This window comes from Streptomyces saintjeani, assembly GCF_055409605.1.
The window spans coordinates 2,942,869-2,961,651 of record NZ_CP189624.1; the positions used below are offsets into that span (position 1 = coordinate 2,942,869).

Sequence of the window (18,783 nt, forward strand, 5' to 3'; positions counted from 1 at the left end):
AGGTACGGCCTACGTGCACCACCACAGGAAACGGTTGCAGGTTTCCGACGGCGACGGCTGCGGGGACGGCGCGGTGGGTGTCGGGTCCGCCGAGGGGCTCGTGGGGTCGGGGTCCGTCGGGGTGGACCCGGCCGGGGCCGTCGGCGCCGAGTCGGCCGGCGTCGTGCCGGGGTCCGTCTCCGTCGGCGCGGGGGACCCGCTGCCCGACGCGGAGGGGGAGGCCGAGGCCGACGGGGAGGCGGACGCGCTCGGGCCGGACGTCGCAGGTGAGGAGGGGTCGTCCAGCGGACGGGCCGGGTCGCCGGGCGTCGGGGTCGCGCCGTCCACCTCGGCGGACTCGCCGCCGGCCGCCGCCGGGTTGCCGGAGGAGGAGCCGGGCGCGTCCATGCCGAGTTCCGCGAGGCCGACACCGGCCGTGAGCAGGATCACGCCGGCCGCGATCATCAGGGCACGGCGACGGCGTCTTCGGTGCGCGGACGCCTTGCGATCGCGACGGCTCGCTCCGGGCGCGGGGTGCGCGTCCTCGTCGTCGGCGCCGTCGTCGTCGTAGGTGTCGTCGGACTGGTTCTCCGGGGGGACAGTTCGACCTCGGCGGCGGGCGGCGCGGCCACCCTCCGCGAGCGGTGTCGTACCCGTAGTACTCGCGGGGTCCTCGGGCGCTATCGGTTCGATAACGGGCTCCGTGACCGGTTCCGGGGCCGGCTCGTACCCGTACGACTCCTGAGCCACGCCGTCCCGCTCCCCGTACCCCTCGGGATACGCGCGTAGAGACGCGGCAGCGGCGCCGCAGCCGGGGCAGACGAGTGCGCCGTTCAGGTGGCGTCGGCAGGAGTGGCAGTAGTCCATGACGCGGGAAGACTAGGTTCCCGACACGGGGATTTCCTAGGGGAGCCTGTGGAGGTTTCGTGGGAACAGGCGCCCGAAACCTCGGCGCCCGGAGCGAAACTGTCGAAACCGTTATGCGTTCGACCCATTGACACTCCCCTCACGCCGTCCTTACTGTCACGCCAGCATTTCGAACGTGTGACGAAATCTCGAACAGCTGAGGGGCAACATCCGTGCGTATCACCGGAATCAGCACACACGTGGTCGGGACGCCGTGGCGCAACCTGACCTACGTGCAGGTGCACACTGACGAAGGGATCACCGGAGTCGGCGAGACCCGGATGCTGGGCCACACCGACGCGCTGATCGGCTACCTGCGCGAAGCCGAGAACAACCACATTCTCGGCTCCGACCCGTTCGCGACGGAAGACCTCGTGCGCCGGATGAAGTACGGCGACTACGGCCGCGCCGGCGAGATCGTGATGTCCGGCATCGCGGTCATCGAGATGGCCTGCTGGGACATCAAGGGCAAGGCCCTGGGCGTGCCGGTGTGGCAGCTGCTGGGCGGCAAGGTGACCGACAAGGTCAAGGCGTACGCGAACGGCTGGTACACCACCGAGCGGACGCCTGAGGCGTACCACAAGGCCGCGCAGGGCGTGATGGCGCGCGGGTACAGGGCGCTGAAGATCGACCCGTTCGGAACCGGGCACTTCGAGCTGGACCACGAGCAGACCCTGTACGCGGTCTCGCTGATCGAGGCCGTGCGCGACGCGATCGGACCCGACGCGGAGCTGATGCTGGAGATGCACGGCCGGTTCTCGCCGGCCACCGCCGTACGCCTCGCGAACGAGCTGGCGCCCTTCAAGCCCGCGTGGCTGGAGGAGCCGTGCCCGCCGGAGAACCTGAAAGCTCTCGAAAAAGTTGCGGCGAAGGTCGGCATCCCGGTCGCGACCGGTGAACGCATCCACGACCGCATCGAGTTCCGCGAACTCTTCGAGAGCCAGGCCGTCGACATCATCCAGCCGGACGTCGGCCACATCGGCGGCATCTGGGAGACCCGCAAGCTCGCGGCGACCGCCGAGACGCACTACGTGCTCGTCGCGCCGCACAACGTCGGCGGGTCCGTGCTGACCGCCGCCTCGCTCCAAGTCGGTTTCAGCTCACCGAACTTCAAGATCCTGGAGCACTTCAACGACTTCGCGGACGCGGAGATCAAGAAGATCGTGAAGGGTGCGCCGGAGGTCGTGGACGGGTACTTCCACCTGTCGGACGCGCCGGGTCTCGGCGTCGAGTTCGACGCGGACGCGGCGGCCGAATTCCCGCAGCAGCAGGCCCGGTTCGACCTGTGGGCCGAGGGCTGGGAGCAGCGCAAGCCGAAGGGCACGCAGTGAGCACGCAAGTCGTCGTCCAGGCGCCGGGCGAGCACCGCGTCGAGCCGCACACGCCGCGCGAGCCGCTGGCGGGCGAGGCGCTGGTGCGGGTCCACGCGACGGGCATCTGCGGCAGCGACCGCGAGGTGTACCAGGGCAACAGGCCCGAGGGGTACGTCCGTTACCCGCTCACGCCGGGTCACGAGTGGTCCGGGACCGTCCAGGCCGTCGGCGCCGGGGTGCCTTCGACTCTCGTAGGCCGCAAGGTCGTCGGGGAGGGCTTCCGCAACTGCCAGGTGTGCGACCGGTGTCACGCCGGTGAGACGACGCTGTGCACCGACGGGTACGAGGAGACCGGGTTCACCCAGCCGGGCGCGATGGCCTCGACGCTGACGCTTCCGGCGCGGTTGCTGCACGTCCTGCCGGACGACGCGGACCTGACCGCCGCCGCGCTGCTGGAGCCGGCCGCCTGCATCGCGGCTGCCGCGATCAAGGCGAACGCGCTGCCGGGTGAGCGGGTGGCGGTCGTCGGGACCGGGACGCTCGGGATGTTCGCCGTTCAGTTCCTGAAGGCGGGCTCGCCGGCCGAGCTGCTCGTCGTGGGCACCCGGGGCGACCGGGAGGCGCTGTCGCGGCAGTTCGGCGCGAGCGACTTCCGCACCCGGGACCAGGAGCTGCCGGACGACTTCGACGTGGTGATCGAGACGGCCGGTTCCGCCTCGGCGGCGCGTACGGCGGCCTCGCTGCTGCGGCGCGGGGGGCGGCTGGTGCTGACCGGGATCCCGGCGCCGGGCGCCGACGGTCTCGACCCGACCGACCTCGTCGTACGGCAGCTGGAGGTGCACACCGTGTTCGGGGCGCCGCCGGACGCCTGGGCGCACACGGTGCGGGTCTTCGGCGCCGGGCTCCTCGATCCGCTGCCCCTGGTGACGCACGAGCTGCCGCTCGCGGAGTTCTCGGAGGCGATCGAGCTGGTCGGCTCCGGGGATCCGAAGGTCGGCAAGGTCCTGCTGAAGCCGTAGTCCTCACGTCGTACGCCGGTACGGGGACACCTGACGGTTCCCGTACCGGCGTACACCCCGTAGCTCCCGAGAACCACCCCACGCTCCACCTCGTACCCCGAGCCGCGAACCTCGTCCGAAATATCGAACCTCCAGGACAACGAAGGAAAGCTAGTGACCGACGCTTCCGTTCCGGCAGCCCGTCGTCCCGGTGAGCCCGTGCTCACCGCGCTCGGCCTGGGTGCGCCCGCCCTCGACCCCGCCGACGCCTCCGCCCACACCTTCCCGGGCGGCGGCACCTGGCGCACCGAGGTCCCTTCCTGCGAGGGTCCCGAAGCACTGGCCGTCGTACTGAAGGAGTCCTCCCGCCTCGATGTGCCGATCCACCGGATCAGCCAGGGCAGCGGGGTGTGGATGCTGTCCGACGCCGAGATCACCGAGATGGTGGAGGCGACCGCCGAACGCGACATCGAGCTCTGCCTGTTCACCGGCCCGCGCGGCACCTGGGACATCGGCGGCTCGACGCGCACCGACTCGCGCGGCGGCGGTCTGCGTGCCCGGGGCCACGACGCGGTCGCCGGCTGTGTCGAAGACGCCGTCCGGGCCACGGAGTTGGGCGTCAAGTGTCTGCTGGTCGCCGACGAGGGCGTGCTGTGGACCTTGCACCGCGCCCGCGAGCAGGGCATCATCCCCGCCGACACCACGCTGAAGGTGTCCGCGCTGATCGGCCCGGTCAACCCGGCGGCGTACGCGGTCTACGAGCGCCTCGGCGCCGACTCGGTCAACGTCCCCAGCGATCTGACGCTGGATCACCTCACCGAGATCCGGCGGGTGTCGGGCGCCCCCATGGACATGTACATCGAGGCCCCCGACGACCTCGGCGGCTACGTGCGGATGTACGAGGTGGCCGAGCTGATCCGGCGCGGCGCACCGCTCTACCTCAAGTTCGGTCTGTCCAAGGCGCCTTCGATCTACCCGTGGGGCACCCACCTGCGGGACGTCACCCTGGACACCGCCCGGGAACGGGTCCGGCGCGGCCGGCTCGCCCTGGACCTGCTCGCCCGGCACGGCGCGGACGGCGCGATGGCGCCGCTCGGCTCCCGGCTGCCGGGAACGCTCAACCGCTTCCCGACCGGGGACTGAGCAGTCGTAACCCAGCTTGCACGACCCGGCGCCTGACGGGGACGCCGGTCTCTCTCAACGACGAGAAACCAAGGATTGATCACCATGCGCAACCGCAGAGCCGTACTCGCCGCCATAGCCGGTGCCGCCTCCCTCGCCCTGACCCTGTCCGCCTGCGGCCAGAGCGACAACGGCGGCAGCGACGACAAGTCGGGCGACACCAGCAAGGGCGCCCTGGTCGGCATCGCGATGCCGACCAAGTCCTCCGAGCGGTGGATCACCGACGGCGCGAACGTCGAGAAGGACCTCAAGGCCAAGGGCTACAAGACGAAGCTGGTCTTCGGCGAGGACGACCCCGACCAGCAGGTCTCGCAGATCGAGAACCTGATCACGCAGGGCGTCAAGGCGCTGATCATCGCGGCGATCGACAACAAGTCGCTCGGCAACGTGCTCCAGCAGGCCGCCGACGCGAAGATCCCGGTCATCTCCTACGACCGTCTGATCCTCGGCACGAAGAACGTCGACTACTACGCGTCGTTCGACAACGAGAAGGTCGGCCGCCTCCAGGCCCAGTACCTCGTCGACAAGTTGGGCCTCGCGGGCGGCAAGGGCCCGTTCAACATCGAGCTGTTCGCCGGTTCGAACGACGACAACAACACCCGGTACTTCTTCAACGGCGCGATGAGCGTGCTCAAGCCGTACATCGACTCGAAGAAGCTGGTGGTCAAGTCCGGCCAGACCGAGCTGACCAAGGTCACCACGCTGCGCTGGGACGGCGCGACCGCCCAGCGCCGGATGGAGGACATCCTCACCTCGACGTACACCTCGGGCCGGGTCGACGCGGTGCTCTCGCCGTACGACGGCATCTCGATCGGCATCATCGCGGCGCTGCGCTCCGACGGCTACGGCACCGCCGCCAAGCCCCTGCCGGTCATCACCGGCCAGGACGCCGAGATCGCGTCGGTGAAGTCGATCATCGCGGGCCAGCAGTCGATGACGGTCTACAAGGACCTGCGCAAGCTCGCCCAGGTCGCGACCGACATGGTCGACGCGTCGCTGAACGGCAAGAAGCCGGAGATCAACGACACCAAGTCCTACGACAACGGCACGAAGGTCGTCCCCGCCTTCCTGCTTCAGCCGGTGAGCGTCGACAAGTCCAACTACGAGAAGGAACTCGTCCAGGGCGGCTACTACACGGCGGACCAGCTCAAGTAAGCGTCGGCCCTTAAGGATTGGAAGGCACGACCATGGCGGGACCCGTCCTGGAAATGCGCTCGATCGTCAAGACCTTTCCCGGTGTCAAAGCGCTCTCGGACGTCACTCTGACCGTCCGTCAGGGCGAGGTCCACGCCATCTGCGGGGAGAACGGCGCCGGCAAGTCGACCTTGATGAAGGTCCTCTCCGGCGTTCACCCGCACGGGAGTTACGAGGGGGACATCCTCTTCGAGGGTGAGCCCTGCGAGTTCAAGGACATCCGGGCGAGCGAGCACCGCGGCATCGTCATCATCCACCAGGAACTGGCGCTGTCGCCGTACCTCTCGCTGGCGGAGAACATCTTCCTCGGCAACGAACATGCCAAGGGCGGGTTCATCGACTGGCGCGAGACGCTGCGGCACGCCACGCAGCTGCTGCGCCGGGTGGGTCTCAGCGACCACCCGGACACCCGGGTCGCCGACATCGGCGTCGGCAAGCAGCAGTTGGTGGAGATCGCGAAGGCGCTCTCGAAGAAGGTGAAGCTGCTGATCCTCGACGAGCCGACGGCTGCGCTCAACGACGAGGACAGCGACAAACTCCTCGATCTCATCCTGGAGTTGAAGAACCAGGGCATCACCTCGATCATCATCTCCCACAAGCTCAACGAGATCCGCAAGGTCGCCGACTCGGTGACGATCATCCGCGACGGCCGGTCCATCGAGACGCTGGACGTGAAGGCGGCTCAGACCACCGAGGACCGGATCATCAGCGGCATGGTCGGCCGCGACCTCGACCACCGCTTCCCCGAACGCAGCACGTACGACGGGGAGGTGGGCGACGCGCCCGCCCTGGAGATCAAGGGCTGGACCGTCGGTCACCCGATCGACCAGAGCCGCAAGGTCGTCGACGATGTGTCACTTCACGTGCGGCGTGGGGAGATCGTCGGCATCGCGGGCCTGATGGGCGCGGGCCGTACCGAGCTGGCGATGAACGTCTTCGGCCGCACGTACGGCCGTTACGGCGGCGGCACGGTCCTCAAGGACGGCAAGGAGATCCGCACGAAGACGGTCGCCGAGGCCGTCGAGCACGGCATCGCGTACGTCACCGAGGACCGCAAGCACTACGGCCTGAACCTCATCGACACCATCAACCGCAACATCTCGCTGACCGCGCTGAGCAAGGTCGCGAGGCGGGGCATCGTCGACGAGCACGAGGAGCAGAAGGTCTCCGAGGGCTACCGCAAGTCGATGAACATCAAGGCGCCGACGGTGTTCGAGCCGGTGGGCAAGCTGTCCGGCGGCAACCAGCAGAAGGTCGTCCTCAGCAAGTGGATCTTCGCGGGTCCCGAGGTGCTGATCCTGGACGAGCCCACGCGCGGTATCGACGTGGGCGCCAAGTACGAGATCTACACGGTCATCGACCAGTTGGCCGCCCAGGGCAAGGCGGTCGTCTTCATCTCCTCCGAACTGCCCGAACTGCTCGGCATGTGCGACCGCATCTACACCATGGCCGCCGGGCGGCTCACCGGTGAGTTCTCGCGGGCCGAGGCCACGCAGGAAGTGCTGATGCGTCAGATGACGAAGGACAAAGAGGTAACGCGATGAGCACCGACGTGACCGACAAGAGCCCGGCAGCGGCGCCGCCCGGCAAGGGCGGGGGATCCGGGGCCGGCGGGAATCTCCTCCAGTTGGTGCTGAACGGCCTGCGCCGCAACATGCGCCAGTACGGCATGCTGATCGCGCTCGGCCTGATCATCGTGCTGTTCCAGGTGTGGACGAGCGGCGACCTGCTGCTGCCGCGCAACGTCTCCAACCTGGTCCTCCAGAACAGCTACATCCTGATCCTGGCCATCGGCATGATGCTGGTCATCATCGCCGGGCACATCGACCTGTCGGTGGGGTCGATCACCGCGTTCGTCGGCGCCTTCGCGGCCGTACTGACCGTGCAGCACAGCGTGGCCTGGCCGGTCGCGCTGGTGCTGTGCCTGCTCATCGGCGCGCTCGCCGGCTCCGTACAGGGCTTCCTCATCGCCTACTTGGGCATACCGTCGTTCATCGTGACGCTCGCGGGGATGCTGCTCTTCCGCGGGCTGACGGAGATCCTGCTGAAGGGGCAGACCCTCGGCCCCTTCCCGGACGGGCTGCAGAAGATGGGCAACGGGTTCCTGCCCGAGGTCGGTCCCGACACCAACTACCACAACATCACGCTGCTGCTGGGGATCGCGCTGATCGCCTTCTCGGTCCTCCAGGAGGTCCGGGACCGCAAGCGGCAGCAGGAGTTCTCGCTCGACGTCGTGCCGCGCAACCTGTTCCTGCTGAAGCTCGTCGCGATCTCGGCGGCGATCCTCGCGGTGACGATGCTGCTCGCCAGCTACAAGGGCGCGCCGATCATCCTGCTCATCCTCGGTGTGCTGGTGGTGGGTTACGGCTACCTGATGCGCAACTCGGTGTTCGGGCGGCACATCTACGCGATCGGCGGCAACCTCCCGGCGGCCAAGCTGTCCGGCGTCAAGGACAAGAAGGTCACCTTCCTTGTCTTCCTCAACATGGGCGTGCTCGCGGCCCTGGCGGGTCTGGTGGTCGCCGCCCGTCTGAACGCGGCCTCTCCGAAGGCGGGGCTCAGCTTCGAACTGGAGGCCATCGCCTCCTCGTTCATCGGTGGCGCGTCCATGAGCGGCGGTGTGGGTACCGTCCTCGGCGCGATCATCGGTGGTCTCGTCCTCGGCGTGCTGAACAACGGCATGAACCTTCTGAGTGTCGGCACCGACTGGCAACAGGTCATCAAGGGCCTGGCCCTGCTGGCGGCGGTCGGGTTCGACGTGTGGAACAAGCGCAAGTCCGGTTCGTAACCATCTCCGGGCCTCACCCTCCAGGGTGAGGCCCCACCCTCAAGGGGAGCCGCAGATATGGAACTGAACAGACGCACGGTCATCGCGGGCGCCGCAGCGGCGGGTATCGCCGCGAGCACCCTCGGCGGGACGGCCGAGGCGAGCACGGGTAGTACTTCAGGGGCAGCCTCGGGCGGCAAGGCTCCGACGCGGAAGCTCTTCGGCACGCTCGCCGACGGCACCAAGGTGTACGTCTGGTCGCTGGCCAACGGCGGGACGAAGCTCAAGGTCCTGTCGTACGGGGGTATCGTCCACTCGCTGGAGACGCCGGACCGTCACGGTCACTACGCGAACGTCTCCGCCGGGTTCGACAACCTGGACGACTACGTCGCCAAGTCCCCCTACTTCGGTGCGCTGATCGGGCGGTACGGCAACCGCATCGACAAGGGCCAGTTCACCCTGGACGGCAAGAAGTACCAGCTGTCCGTCAACGACGGCGTCAACAGCCTGCACGGCGGCGCCAAGGGCTTCGACAAGCACGTCTGGAACGTCGAGCCGTTCGTCAAGGGCACGGACGTCGGGCTGCGCCTGTACTACACCAGCGCCGACGGGGAGATGGGGTACCCGGGGACGCTCAAGACCAAGGTGACGTACACGCTCACCAAGCACGGCGACTGGGTCATCGACTACGAGGCCACCACCGACAAGGCCACCGTCGTCAACCTCACGAGCCACGTGTACTGGAACCTCGCGGGCGAGGGCAGCGGCACGATCGAGAACCACGAGCTGACGATCGCCGCCTCCCGCTACACCCCGACCGACTCCGGCCTCATCCCCACGGGTGAGCTGGCGCGGGTCGCCGGTACCCCCTTCGACTTCCGCAAGGCCAAGCCCGTCGGGCGCGACCTCCGCGCCGGGCACGACCAGCAGATCCTCGCCAAGGGGTTCGACCACAACTGGGTGCTGGACAAGGGGATCACGGCGAAGCCGGTGCACGTCGCGACGCTGCGCGACCCGAAGACCGGCCGTACCCTGAAGATCGCCACCGACCAGCCGGGGCTCCAGTTCTACTCCGGCAACTTCCTCGACGGCACCCTGTCCGGGACCGGCGGCCACGTCTACCGCCAGGGTGACGCGCTCTGCCTGGAGACGCAGCACTTCCCGGACGCGCCGAACAAGCCGGCGTTCCCGTCGACGACGCTGCGGCCGGGGCAGACGTACCGGACGCGGACGGTGCACACGTTCAGCGCGCGGTAGCAAGTCCCGTACCAGGGTGGGGATTTCACGAACGGACCCTGGTCATACGGACGTCGCCCACAGAAGACTCACAACTCCTTACCGATTTCTCAGTGGGTGAACAGCGCCACTCCAGCCTCCGTATGTAAGGGCGGCCCGTGCTTCTCCGCACGGGCCGCCCAGCCGCGACGGGCCCGGTCGTCCCCAACGGGCCCGCCCACAACGGAGGTTCCATGGCCGACAACGTCACCTCGTTGTTCCGCAGCACGGCGGCGCACAGCCCGTCGATGGCCGCGTTGACGCGAGAAGGCGGGGAGGGCACCGGCCCGGTCGACTTCTGTATCCCGTGCAACCCGTACTTCCCGACGCCCGCGATGTACGACGACATGGCGGCGCGGTTCCGCGACATCATCACGTACTACCCGAGCAGCGCCGACACGATCACGTCCGAGCTGTGCAACCTCCTCCAACTCCCCCCGCAGGCCGTGGCGATGGGGAACGGCTCCACCGAACTCATCACCTGGATCGACCACTTGCTGGTCCGCGAGTCGCTCGCGGTGCCGGTGCCGACGTTCGGACGGTGGACCGACCAGCCGATGGAGACGGGCAAGCGGGTCGACATGTTCCCGCTCCAGGAGGCCAACGGGTTCGTCCTCGACCTCGCGCAGTACGCGGAGTTCATCCGCGCCCGGGGGACGCGGGTCGCCGTGATCTGCAACCCCAACAACCCCGACGGCGGCTTCCAGCACCGGCAGGCGCTGGTGCAGTTCATGGACGCGATGGCCGACCTCGACCTCGTCATCATCGACGAGTCGTTCCTGGAGTTCTCCGACGCCGAGCAGGAGCCCAGCGTCGTCCAGGAGGCCATGCTGCGGCCGAACGTCATCGTGCTGCGCAGCCTCGGCAAGAACTTCGGGCTGCACGGGATCCGGTTCGGCTACCTCGTCGCGAACCCGTCGCTGGCCGGCAAGATCCGCTCGATGCTGCCGAAGTGGAACCTCAACTCCTTCGCCGAGCACGTGGTGTTCATGCTGAAGGACCACGGGCCCGAGTACGCCCAGAGTCTGATGCAGGTGCGCAGGGACCGGCTGGAGATGGCGAGCCAGCTCTCCGCGCTGCCGGGTCTCACGGTCTACCCCTCGCAGGGGAACTTCCTCTTCGTCCGTCTTCCGGTGGGAGCCGAGGGGACGGTGGTCCGCGACCGGCTGCTGACCGAACACCGGGTCCTGGTCCGGGAGTGCGGCAACAAGATCGGTTCCTCCAGCCGCTTCCTGCGGCTCGTGGTGCGCCCCCAGGTCGACGTACGCCGTCTGGTGTCCGGCATGGAACAGGTGCTCTACGGGACGCGCAGGGGCAACCCCGTGCCCGAGCTGGCCCCCGCGTTGGGGTACAGCTCCGGTACGGCCGCTGTCGACCGGCTGGTCACGAACGGCGCCGGCATGCAGGGACTTGCCGCTCAGGCCCTCGCGGCCGGCGCCCCGGCTCCGATGGCGGCGGCCGTCGGAGCCGGACTGCCTGGGCAGATGCCGGTGGCTCCGCCGGTTCCGCCGGTTCCCTTGGCTCCGCCGGTTCCCTTGGCTCCGGCGGCTCCCTTGGCTCCGGCGGCTCCCATGGCTCCCGCGGCTTCCATGGCTCCGGTGGCTCCGGTGGCTCCGGCTATGCAGCCCGCCATGATGCCTGCGGCGATGGCTCCGGCGCCCATGGCTCCCGCCATGGGGCAGGCGCCGATGGGGGCGCCGATGATGGCCGCTCAAGTGCCGCAGCAGATACCGATGCCGTCGAACGGGGCGGGCATTCCGATGCCGGCGCCTCAGGCGGTTCCGGCGCCTCCGCCCGCTCCGGCTCCGGCTCCCGCTCCGATGATGACCCCGGCTCCGCCGACCGGTGCGCCCGGGATGACGCCGCCCGGGATGACCCCGCCCGGGGTTCCGGCACGGGGTGGGCTCACCGCGGCTCAGGTCCGGGGGACGAACGGGCTGACCCCGGCGCCGGCCACGGGGTGGCCGAACGCGGGGAGCTGGCCGAACGCGGCGGGGATGGGGCAGGCGGGGTAGGGGCGGGCAAGGTAGGGGCAGACGGGGTAGTACCTGAGAGCCAGGGCGGTATCCGTAGTACTTCAGTATCGGGAGGGATACTGGGGGACTACGGGTGCCGCCCTTTCCTCGTGCCGGTGGCGGTGCCGGTCAGTAGGCCACCGGCCAGCCCGAGCTCCAGTTCAGCAGGTTGATGCCGAGCTTGGGGGTGCCATTGTCGTTGCCGTCGTAGTAGTGGTAGACGATCAGGTCGCCGTCGGAGTCGGCCATGACCGACTGGCCGCCGGGGCCGATGACACTGCCGTGGGTCTCCAGGACGGGGGTACCGCCGTTGTTCGTCAGGGCGACGCCGTTCTTGTCGTGGTACGGGCCCGTGACGCCGGTGGCGCGGCCGACCTTGACCTTGTACGTCGAACTCGTGCCCGCGCAGCAGGTGTCGTACGACGCGAAGAGGTAGTAGTACCCGTTCCGCTTCACGACGAACGGCGCCTCGACCGCCTTCGTCCCGGTGGGGCGGGACGCGATGGAGTACCGGGTCGTGTTGCTCGCGAGCTGCTTGCCGGTGCCGGGGTCGAGCTGGATCATCTTCAGCCCCGTCCACCAACTCCCGAACGACAGCCACCACTTGCCGTCGTCGTTCACGAAGAGGTTGGGGTCGATGGCGTTGTAGTCGCTGGAGGTGGCGGAGGTGTAGACGGTCCCCTGGTCGGTCCAGGACCCGGGCAGCCCGGTGGCCGAAGTGGCCAGCCCGATCGCCGACTTGTTGGACCCGAAGGTCGAAACGGCGTAGTAGAGCAGGTACTTGCCGCCGTGGTACGAGATGTCCGGCGCCCATGCCTCGGTGGCCCCGTACGAGGACCACCAACTCGGCTTGTTGGCGAAGGCGTCGCCCCCGGCGCTGAAGGCGACCCGGTCGGTGGAGGTCCGGTACGAGATCCCGCCCCCGGTCCCGTACACCAGGTACCGCCCGCCGGACGTCCGGATCATCGTCGGGTCGTGGATGACCGTACTCCCCGTCACCCGGCCGGGGTTGGGGTAGGCGGACGCCGCACTCGGCATCAACGCGAGCAGGAACGCGGCGGGCACCGCGAGCAACGCGGCCCGGCGGGAGGTACGGATCATCTGGACGCTCCTTGAAGTGGGGGGAGTTCGAGGGGAGGTTGCCGTTCGACGTCCCGAACGGCGGTCGCGTCATCGGACGGGACGGTAGAATCGAACCCTTTGCGCGTCAACGCCCCCGGCAGCCACTCGAAACTCTTCGAAAACACCGCACAGCGGAGCGGCCCCGGCGTCAACCAGGGCCGCTCCACCGGGTGTTGCCTCAACTCGCCACGTTCAAGCGGGAGTTGCTCCGGAGTGCGTCACTTCGCCGGGCACTCCTTCCACGCGACGTGGTAGATCGTCGAGAGCTCGCCGTCCGTCGAGTCCATGGTCATGAAGCTGACCTTGCCCGGCGACTGCGACCCGGCGGTCACCCGCACCTCGGTGTTGACGTTGAAGTTGCGCTGAACTCCGCAGGGCGCCCACACCAGTTGGGCCCACTCGGTGGAGTCGGTGGCCTGCCAGTTGTCGGTGAGGGCGCCGTTGAAGCTGTGGCTCTTGGACACCGTCTGAGGGGACCCCTGGAAGTAGTACGAGGCCCGCTGCATACCGCTCGCGCCGCGCTGGAGGGACGCGAAGCCCCGGTAGTCGACGCTCGCGATGGCGTAGGTGAAGCCGCCGGGGACGTGGACGACCATGCTGAGCTGACAGTTCTTGCGGAACGCCGTCGGGTCGGAGCTGCCGCCCGCCTGCGCGAGGTAGTCGCTGTAGGTGACGGTGAACGCGGTGTTGTCCTCGGAGACCGCGACGGCCGCGGTGCCCGCGGGGCAGCCGGAGCCGTTGATGGTCGCGAGGTTGATGACGATCTTGTCCGGCGGCGGGTCGACGAACACCGGGTCCGCCTGGGCGGGCAGCGCCGTGGCGAGGAGGGCGGCTGTCGCGCCGCCGAGCAGAAGTGCACCGGTTCTCATGGGGTCTCCCGTGAAACGGTCCGTGGGGGGTGGTCACGCCCCGGCCGGAAACCTGTGGAGAATCTGTGCGGTTTCCGTGAAGGCGGGGGCGAACGCATCGTAGGGACTGGGGAGTTCGGCGCCTACGTCGAACACCGGCCATTCACAGGAGTCCCGTTCACATACGGGTACTACGTGAGTACTACGTGAGTACTACACGGTTAGGACTCAGGGGTTCTCCCAGGCCGCCGGTTCCGCCGCCAGCGCCCGTACCGGACCCGGCAGCGCGTCCCCCGCGAGGTCCGCGATCGTGACGCCCTCCAGGATCCGCCGCACATTGGCCCGCAGCGCGATCCACAGCGGGAGCAGCGGCTCGGCGGTCCCCTTGTACGTCAGCTCCGTCGGCCGCTCCCCCCGTACGGAGACGATCGGCCCGTCCACCCCCCGGATGACGTCCGCGACGGTGATCTCGGCGGCGCCACGCGCGAGCCGGTATCCCCCGCCCCCGCCGCGCCGGCTGTCGACGACGCCCGCGCGGCGCAGATCGCCGAGGATCCCTTCCAGGAACTTGTGCGGAATGTCCTGCGCGAGGGCGACGGTCTCCGTCTTCACCGGGTCGTCGCCCTGGCGTACGGCGATCTCCAGTACCGCCCGTACCGCGTAGTCCGCCCGTGCCGAGATCCTCATGCGCCCATTGTGGGGGCAGTCTCCGGCACGGGCGGAACGGAGGCGGGCCCGCCTCACGCGGGGCGGGCGTGCCTCAGACGAGGCGAATGACGTTCCAGGAGAGCGGCTCCAGTACGGCGGTGAGGGTGCCGTCCGTCAGCGCGGTGCCCTCGGCCGCGTGCGGGGCGACCCGCTCGGGCTCGGCGAGGGTATTACGCGCATCGGGGTCGGCGTCGGCGAGGACGCTGTGCTCGACGATCCGCTCGACGCCGAGCCCCCCGAGAGCTACTTCCAGCGGTAGCTCCTCGGTACGGCTCCGGTTCACGGCGAACACGGTCACCGACCCGTCCTCCCCGCGTACGGCGGTGGCGTGCAGGAGGTCGGTCTCGCCGAACTTCTTCGTGTCGTACGTCGGCGAGTCGGCCCGGACGTCGAGGACCTCGCCCCGGCCGTACCGGGCTGCCTGGGCGAACGGGAAGAAGGTCGTCTGGCGCCAGGCCGGGCCGCCGGGCTCGGTCATGATCGGGGCGATCACGTTGACCAGTTGGGCGAGGCAGGCGACGGTGACGCGGTCGGCGTGCCGGAGCAGGGCGATGAGCAGCGAGCCGAAGACGACGGCGTCCATGACGCTGTAGTTGTTCTCCAGGAGGCGGGGGGCCTCGGCCCAGTCCCGCTCGCCGGAGTTCTCGATCTCGTGCCACTCCGAGACGTACCAGACGTTCCACTCGTCGAAGGAGAGGTTGATCTTCTTCTTCGACTTCAGCTTCGCGCCGATGTGGTCGGCGGTGGCGACCACGTTCTCGATGAAGGACTCCATGTCGACGGCGGAGGCCAGGAAGGAGTCGACGTCACCGTTCTCGGGCTGGTAGTAGGCGTGCAGGGAGATGTAGTCGACGAGGTCGTACGTCTCCTCCAGGACCGTCGCCTCCCAGGCGGCGAAGGTCGGCATGGACTGGCTGGAGGAGCCGCAGGCGACGAGTTCGACACCGGGGTCGATCTGGCGCATCGCGCGGGCGGTCTCGGCGGCGATCCTGCCGTACTCCCCGGCGGTCTTGTGGCCGGTCTGCCAGGGGCCGTCCAACTCGTTGCCCAGGCACCAGAGTTTGATGCCGAAGGGCTCCTTGTCACCGTGTGCTACCCGTAGCTCCGCGAGGGTAGTACCCGAGGGGTGGTTGGCGTACTCCTGGAGTTCGAGGGCCTCGGCCACCCCTCGGGTACCGAGGTTGAGGGCCATCATCGGCTCCGCCTGCGGGCCGAGCTTGCGCAGGAAGCCGATGTACTCGGAGAGGCCGAAGCGGTTGGTCTCGGTGGAGCGCCAGGCGAGGTCGAGGCGGCGGGGGCGGTCCTCGGCCGGGCCGACCGAGTCCTCCCACTTGTAGCCGGAGACGAAGTTCCCGCCGGGGTAGCGGATGGTGGTGACACCGAGTTCGCGGACCAGGCCGAGGACGTCCTGGCGCAGGCCCTCGGCGTCGGCCGAGGGGTGGCCGGGCTCGAAGATGCCGGTGTAGACGCAGCGGCCGAGGTGCTCGACGAACGAGCCGAAGAGCCGGGGGCTGACCTCGCCGACCGTGAAGGCGGGGTCGAGGGTGAAGCGGGCGGTGCGCATGTCTTCCTTTCGTGCTTCGGTGCTGTGGGCCGGGAGGGCTAGACGACGTGCGGCCAGCCGTCCCTCGTCCAGTCCAGTCGGTTCAGTCCCAGCTTCGGGACGCCGTTGTCCTCGGCGTCGTAGTAGTGGTACGCCAGCCAGTCCCGGCCCCGGTCCCGGAAGACCGACTCGCCCCCCGTACCCACGTACCTCCCGTGGCTCTCCAGTACGAGGTCGCCGCCTCCCTCCAGCATCGGCCGGCCCTGGCTGTCGGTATAAGGGCCGGTCACCGAGGTGGAGCGGCCCACCCTGATCTTGTACGTGGAGTTCACTCCGGCACAACAGGTGTCGTAGGAGGCGAAGAGGTAGTAGTACCGGCCGTGCCGGACGACGGACGGTCCCTCGACCGCGTAGGGCGCGTCGGGGCGGGTCGCGAGGTGGTGGACCTCGGCGCCCTCGACGGCCCGGCCGGTCCTGCGGTCCAGTTCGACCATGCGGATGCCGGTCCAGTACGAGCCGAAGCTCATCCAGAGCTTCCCGTCGGCGCGGATCAGCGCCGGGTCGATGGCGTTGAAGGCGTCGGTGCGTTCGGAGGTGAACGCCTTGCCGTGGTCGGTCCAGGTGCCGGGGAGACCGGAGGGGGAGGTCGCGAAGCCGATCGCGGAGTGGTTGGTGCCCCAGGACGAAACGGCGTAGTACAGCCAGTACGTGCCGCTGCGGTACGAGATGTCGGGGGCCCAGGGGTCGCCGGTGTCGTTGTACTCGTACCACCAACTCGGGGGCGTCGCGAAGGCGTTGCCCGCGTCGGTCCAGTGGACGCGGTCCGTGGAGAGGCGGGCGCCGATCACGCCGCCGGTCGAATAGGCCACGTATCCGCCGGAGTCGAGGCGGGTGACGGTGGGGTCGTGGATGATCTGCTGGCCGGTGATGGGCTGGGGGTCGGGGTAGACGGAGGTGGTTACGGGAGTGGGGGTGGGGGTTGCAGCGGCGTTCGCCGTCATGGGTGCGAACGCGAGGAGTGCTGCGGCCAGTACGGTCGTCGTCCGCAGGCGCATCGGAGCCCCTCTCACTGGCCCGCCAGACCGGTGTGGGCGACGCCGCGCACGATCTGGCTCTGGAAGAAGACGAAGACGATGATGAGCGGCAGTCCGGCGATGAGGCCGCCGGCCATGAGCTGCGGCCAGACGATGCCGAACGCGTTCTGGACGGTGGCGATGCCGTTCGGCATGGTCATCAGGTCGGGGTTGTTGGTCACCATGTACGGCCACAGGAAGTTGTTCCAGGACGCGATGAAGGTGAAGATGCCGACCGCCGACAGGGACGGCTTGGACAGCGGCAGCACGATCGTGAAGAAGATCCGCCAGCGGCCGGCGCCGTCGATGAACGCCGCTTCCTCCAACTCCCGTGGCAGGGACTGGAAGAACTTGTACAGGATGTAGACCATCGCGGCCGGCGCGCACTGCGGCAGGATCATCCCCCAGTACGTGTCGACCATGCCGAGGGACTGGACGGTCGTGAAGAGCGGCACGCCGAGGATCGCCGGGGAGAACATCAGGCCGGCCATGGTGAGCGCCAACAGGGCTGGTTTTCCCCGGAATTCGGTGCGCGCGAAGCCGTATCCGGCGAGGGCGGAGACGATCAGGACGAGGAAGGTGACGCAGACCGACACCACCACCGAGTTCACGAACCAGTTGGGGATGTTGCCGGCGTCGAAGACCGCCTTCCAGGACTCCAGGGTGAAGTCCTCCGGGATCCAGTGCGGGGCGGCGACCGACTCCTCGGGCGTCTTGAGGGACGTCGACAGCGCCCACGCGAGCGGGGCGAGCCAGAGCAGGGAGAGGCCGGCCGCGACGGCGGTCAGCGCGATCTGTCCGGGCGTCCAGGTGCTACGGGGCTTGCGGAGCACGGGAGTTGGCGTGGTGCTCATCGGGTGCCCGCCTCCTCTCGGTTGCGCAGCAGCCACATCCGGCCGAGCGCGACGGCCGCGACGATGACGAACAGGACCATGGAGATCGCCGAGGCGTATCCCACGCGGTAGTTGGTGAAGCCCTCTTCGAGGGTGTACTGCACGAACGTGCGGGTCGATTCCTCCGGTCCGGGACCGAACTGGTACATGACCACCACCTGGTCGAACACCTGGAGCGAGGCGAGGACTTGGAGTGCGATGACGAGCCCGGTGATGTTCCTGAGGCTCGGGACGGTGATGTACAGCAGCCGCTTGAAGGCGTTCGCGCCGTCCAACTCGGCGGCCTCGTACAGGTGTTGGGGTACCGCCTGGAGTGCGGCCAGGTAGAGGAGGAAGGAGAAGCCGACCGTCCACCACAGGGTCGCGACGACCACCGCGAGCAGGGCCGTCGACTTCTGGGTGAGCCAGGGGGTGTCGAGGCCGAGGACGTGGTTGACCATGCCGTTCGTCGGCTGGAACAGCCACCACCACAGGTTGCCGATGACCGCCGAGGGCAGCAGGAACGGCGCGAAGAAGCACAGCCGCCACACCCACTTGAAGTGCGCGGCGTGGTGCGCGATCAGCGCCATCAGCAGGGCGACGACGACGATCGCCGGGACGACGTACAGGGTGAACTTGACGCTGTGCCACAGCGAGGACCAGACGAGGGAATCCCCCAGCGCCTCACGGTAGTTGGCGAGTCCGACGAAGCTCGTGTGGTCGCCGGAGATGTTCGCGTCGGTGAGGCTGAGGTAGAGGCCGCGCACGACCGGCAGCAGCACGAACAGGCCGTACAGGACGAAGAAGGGGGCGACGAACCAGCCGCCGTGCTGGAAGCGGCGGCCCCAGCGGGCCTTGGCCGAGTCGGCGGCGGTGGCGGCATGGGGGCGCGCGGCGCGGGCGCCGAGTACGCCGGTGCTGCTCATACGTCAACTCCCTTGTGTTCTCCCTGGGGTTGGGCGATGTGGCGGGCGGCGCTCTCGCGGTC

At 68.7% G+C, this 18,783-nt stretch carries 16 protein-coding genes; 8 read left to right on the forward strand and 8 right to left on the reverse strand.

Translation table 11 applies throughout. The features are described from left to right. Positions 1-9: 9 nt before the first annotated feature. Complete coding sequence (locus ACQCO7_RS13145) at positions 10-846, reverse strand: SCO2400 family protein (RefSeq protein ID WP_464072000.1); 837 nt, start codon at positions 844-846, stop codon at positions 10-12. A gap of 212 nt (positions 847-1,058) precedes the next feature. On the opposite strand from ACQCO7_RS13145, the gene ACQCO7_RS13150 reads away from it, so the two are divergent. From ACQCO7_RS13150 to ACQCO7_RS13185, 8 genes are all read left to right on the forward strand, one after another. Further along, positions 1,059-2,216: a mandelate racemase/muconate lactonizing enzyme family protein gene (locus ACQCO7_RS13150; RefSeq protein ID WP_464072001.1), complete on the forward strand. Its 1,158-nt coding sequence runs from the start codon at positions 1,059-1,061 to the stop codon at positions 2,214-2,216. Continuing rightward, complete coding sequence (locus ACQCO7_RS13155; RefSeq protein WP_010354730.1) at positions 2,213-3,217, forward strand: zinc-dependent alcohol dehydrogenase; 1,005 nt, start codon at positions 2,213-2,215, stop codon at positions 3,215-3,217. Before ACQCO7_RS13150 ends, ACQCO7_RS13155 begins: the two co-directional genes overlap by 4 nt. Positions 3,218-3,370: 153 nt before the next feature. Beyond that, positions 3,371-4,339, forward strand: coding sequence for a hypothetical protein (locus ACQCO7_RS13160; protein WP_055723069.1), 969 nt, complete (start codon positions 3,371-3,373; stop codon positions 4,337-4,339). A gap of 84 nt (positions 4,340-4,423) precedes the next feature. Then, a complete protein-coding gene (chvE, locus tag ACQCO7_RS13165) occupies positions 4,424-5,533 on the forward strand; it encodes a multiple monosaccharide ABC transporter substrate-binding protein (RefSeq protein WP_464072002.1) in 1,110 nt (369 codons plus the stop codon). Positions 5,534-5,565: 32 nt separating this feature from the next. After that, entirely contained in the window at positions 5,566-7,116 is a 1,551-nt protein-coding gene (gene mmsA / locus ACQCO7_RS13170) for a multiple monosaccharide ABC transporter ATP-binding protein (protein ID WP_464072003.1), read from the forward strand. Then, positions 7,113-8,360 (forward strand): multiple monosaccharide ABC transporter permease, encoded by a 1,248-nt coding sequence (gene mmsB, locus ACQCO7_RS13175; protein ID WP_464072004.1) that lies wholly within the window; start codon positions 7,113-7,115, stop codon positions 8,358-8,360. The genes mmsA and mmsB overlap by 4 nt, the downstream gene beginning before the upstream one ends. A 57-nt stretch (positions 8,361-8,417) precedes the next feature. Next, a complete protein-coding gene (locus ACQCO7_RS13180) occupies positions 8,418-9,596 on the forward strand; it encodes an aldose epimerase family protein (protein WP_464072005.1) in 1,179 nt (392 codons plus the stop codon). A gap of 212 nt (positions 9,597-9,808) precedes the next feature. Continuing rightward, entirely contained in the window at positions 9,809-11,629 is a 1,821-nt protein-coding gene (locus tag ACQCO7_RS13185; protein WP_464072006.1) for a pyridoxal phosphate-dependent aminotransferase, read from the forward strand. Between the two features lie 129 nt (positions 11,630-11,758). On the opposite strand, the gene ACQCO7_RS13190 is transcribed toward ACQCO7_RS13185, so the two are convergent. From ACQCO7_RS13190 to ACQCO7_RS13220, 7 genes are all read right to left on the reverse strand, one after another. Beyond that, the gene (locus ACQCO7_RS13190; RefSeq protein ID WP_464072007.1) at positions 11,759-12,730 is read right to left on the reverse strand and encodes an arabinan endo-1,5-alpha-L-arabinosidase; all 972 of its coding nucleotides are present in this window, start codon (positions 12,728-12,730) and stop codon (positions 11,759-11,761) included. 239 nt (positions 12,731-12,969) lie between these two features. Next, positions 12,970-13,620: a DUF4360 domain-containing protein gene (locus tag ACQCO7_RS13195; protein ID WP_464072008.1), complete on the reverse strand. Its 651-nt coding sequence runs from the start codon at positions 13,618-13,620 to the stop codon at positions 12,970-12,972. 207 nt (positions 13,621-13,827) lie between these two features. Continuing rightward, positions 13,828-14,286, reverse strand: coding sequence for an RrF2 family transcriptional regulator (locus ACQCO7_RS13200; RefSeq protein WP_050373492.1), 459 nt, complete (start codon positions 14,284-14,286; stop codon positions 13,828-13,830). A 73-nt stretch (positions 14,287-14,359) separates the two neighbouring features. Next, a complete protein-coding gene (arfA, locus tag ACQCO7_RS13205) occupies positions 14,360-15,871 on the reverse strand; it encodes an arabinosylfuranosidase ArfA (protein ID WP_464072009.1) in 1,512 nt (503 codons plus the stop codon). A gap of 38 nt (positions 15,872-15,909) precedes the next feature. Next, complete coding sequence (locus tag ACQCO7_RS13210; protein WP_464072010.1) at positions 15,910-16,905, reverse strand: arabinan endo-1,5-alpha-L-arabinosidase; 996 nt, start codon at positions 16,903-16,905, stop codon at positions 15,910-15,912. 11 nt (positions 16,906-16,916) lie between these two features. Next, on the reverse strand, positions 16,917-17,777 hold the full coding sequence (locus tag ACQCO7_RS13215; protein WP_464072011.1) for a carbohydrate ABC transporter permease: 861 nt from the start codon (positions 17,775-17,777) through the stop codon (positions 16,917-16,919). Then, entirely contained in the window at positions 17,774-18,721 is a 948-nt protein-coding gene (locus ACQCO7_RS13220) for a carbohydrate ABC transporter permease (RefSeq protein WP_464072012.1), read from the reverse strand. Before ACQCO7_RS13220 ends, ACQCO7_RS13215 begins: the two co-directional genes overlap by 4 nt. Between the last annotated feature and the right edge of the window lie 62 nt (positions 18,722-18,783).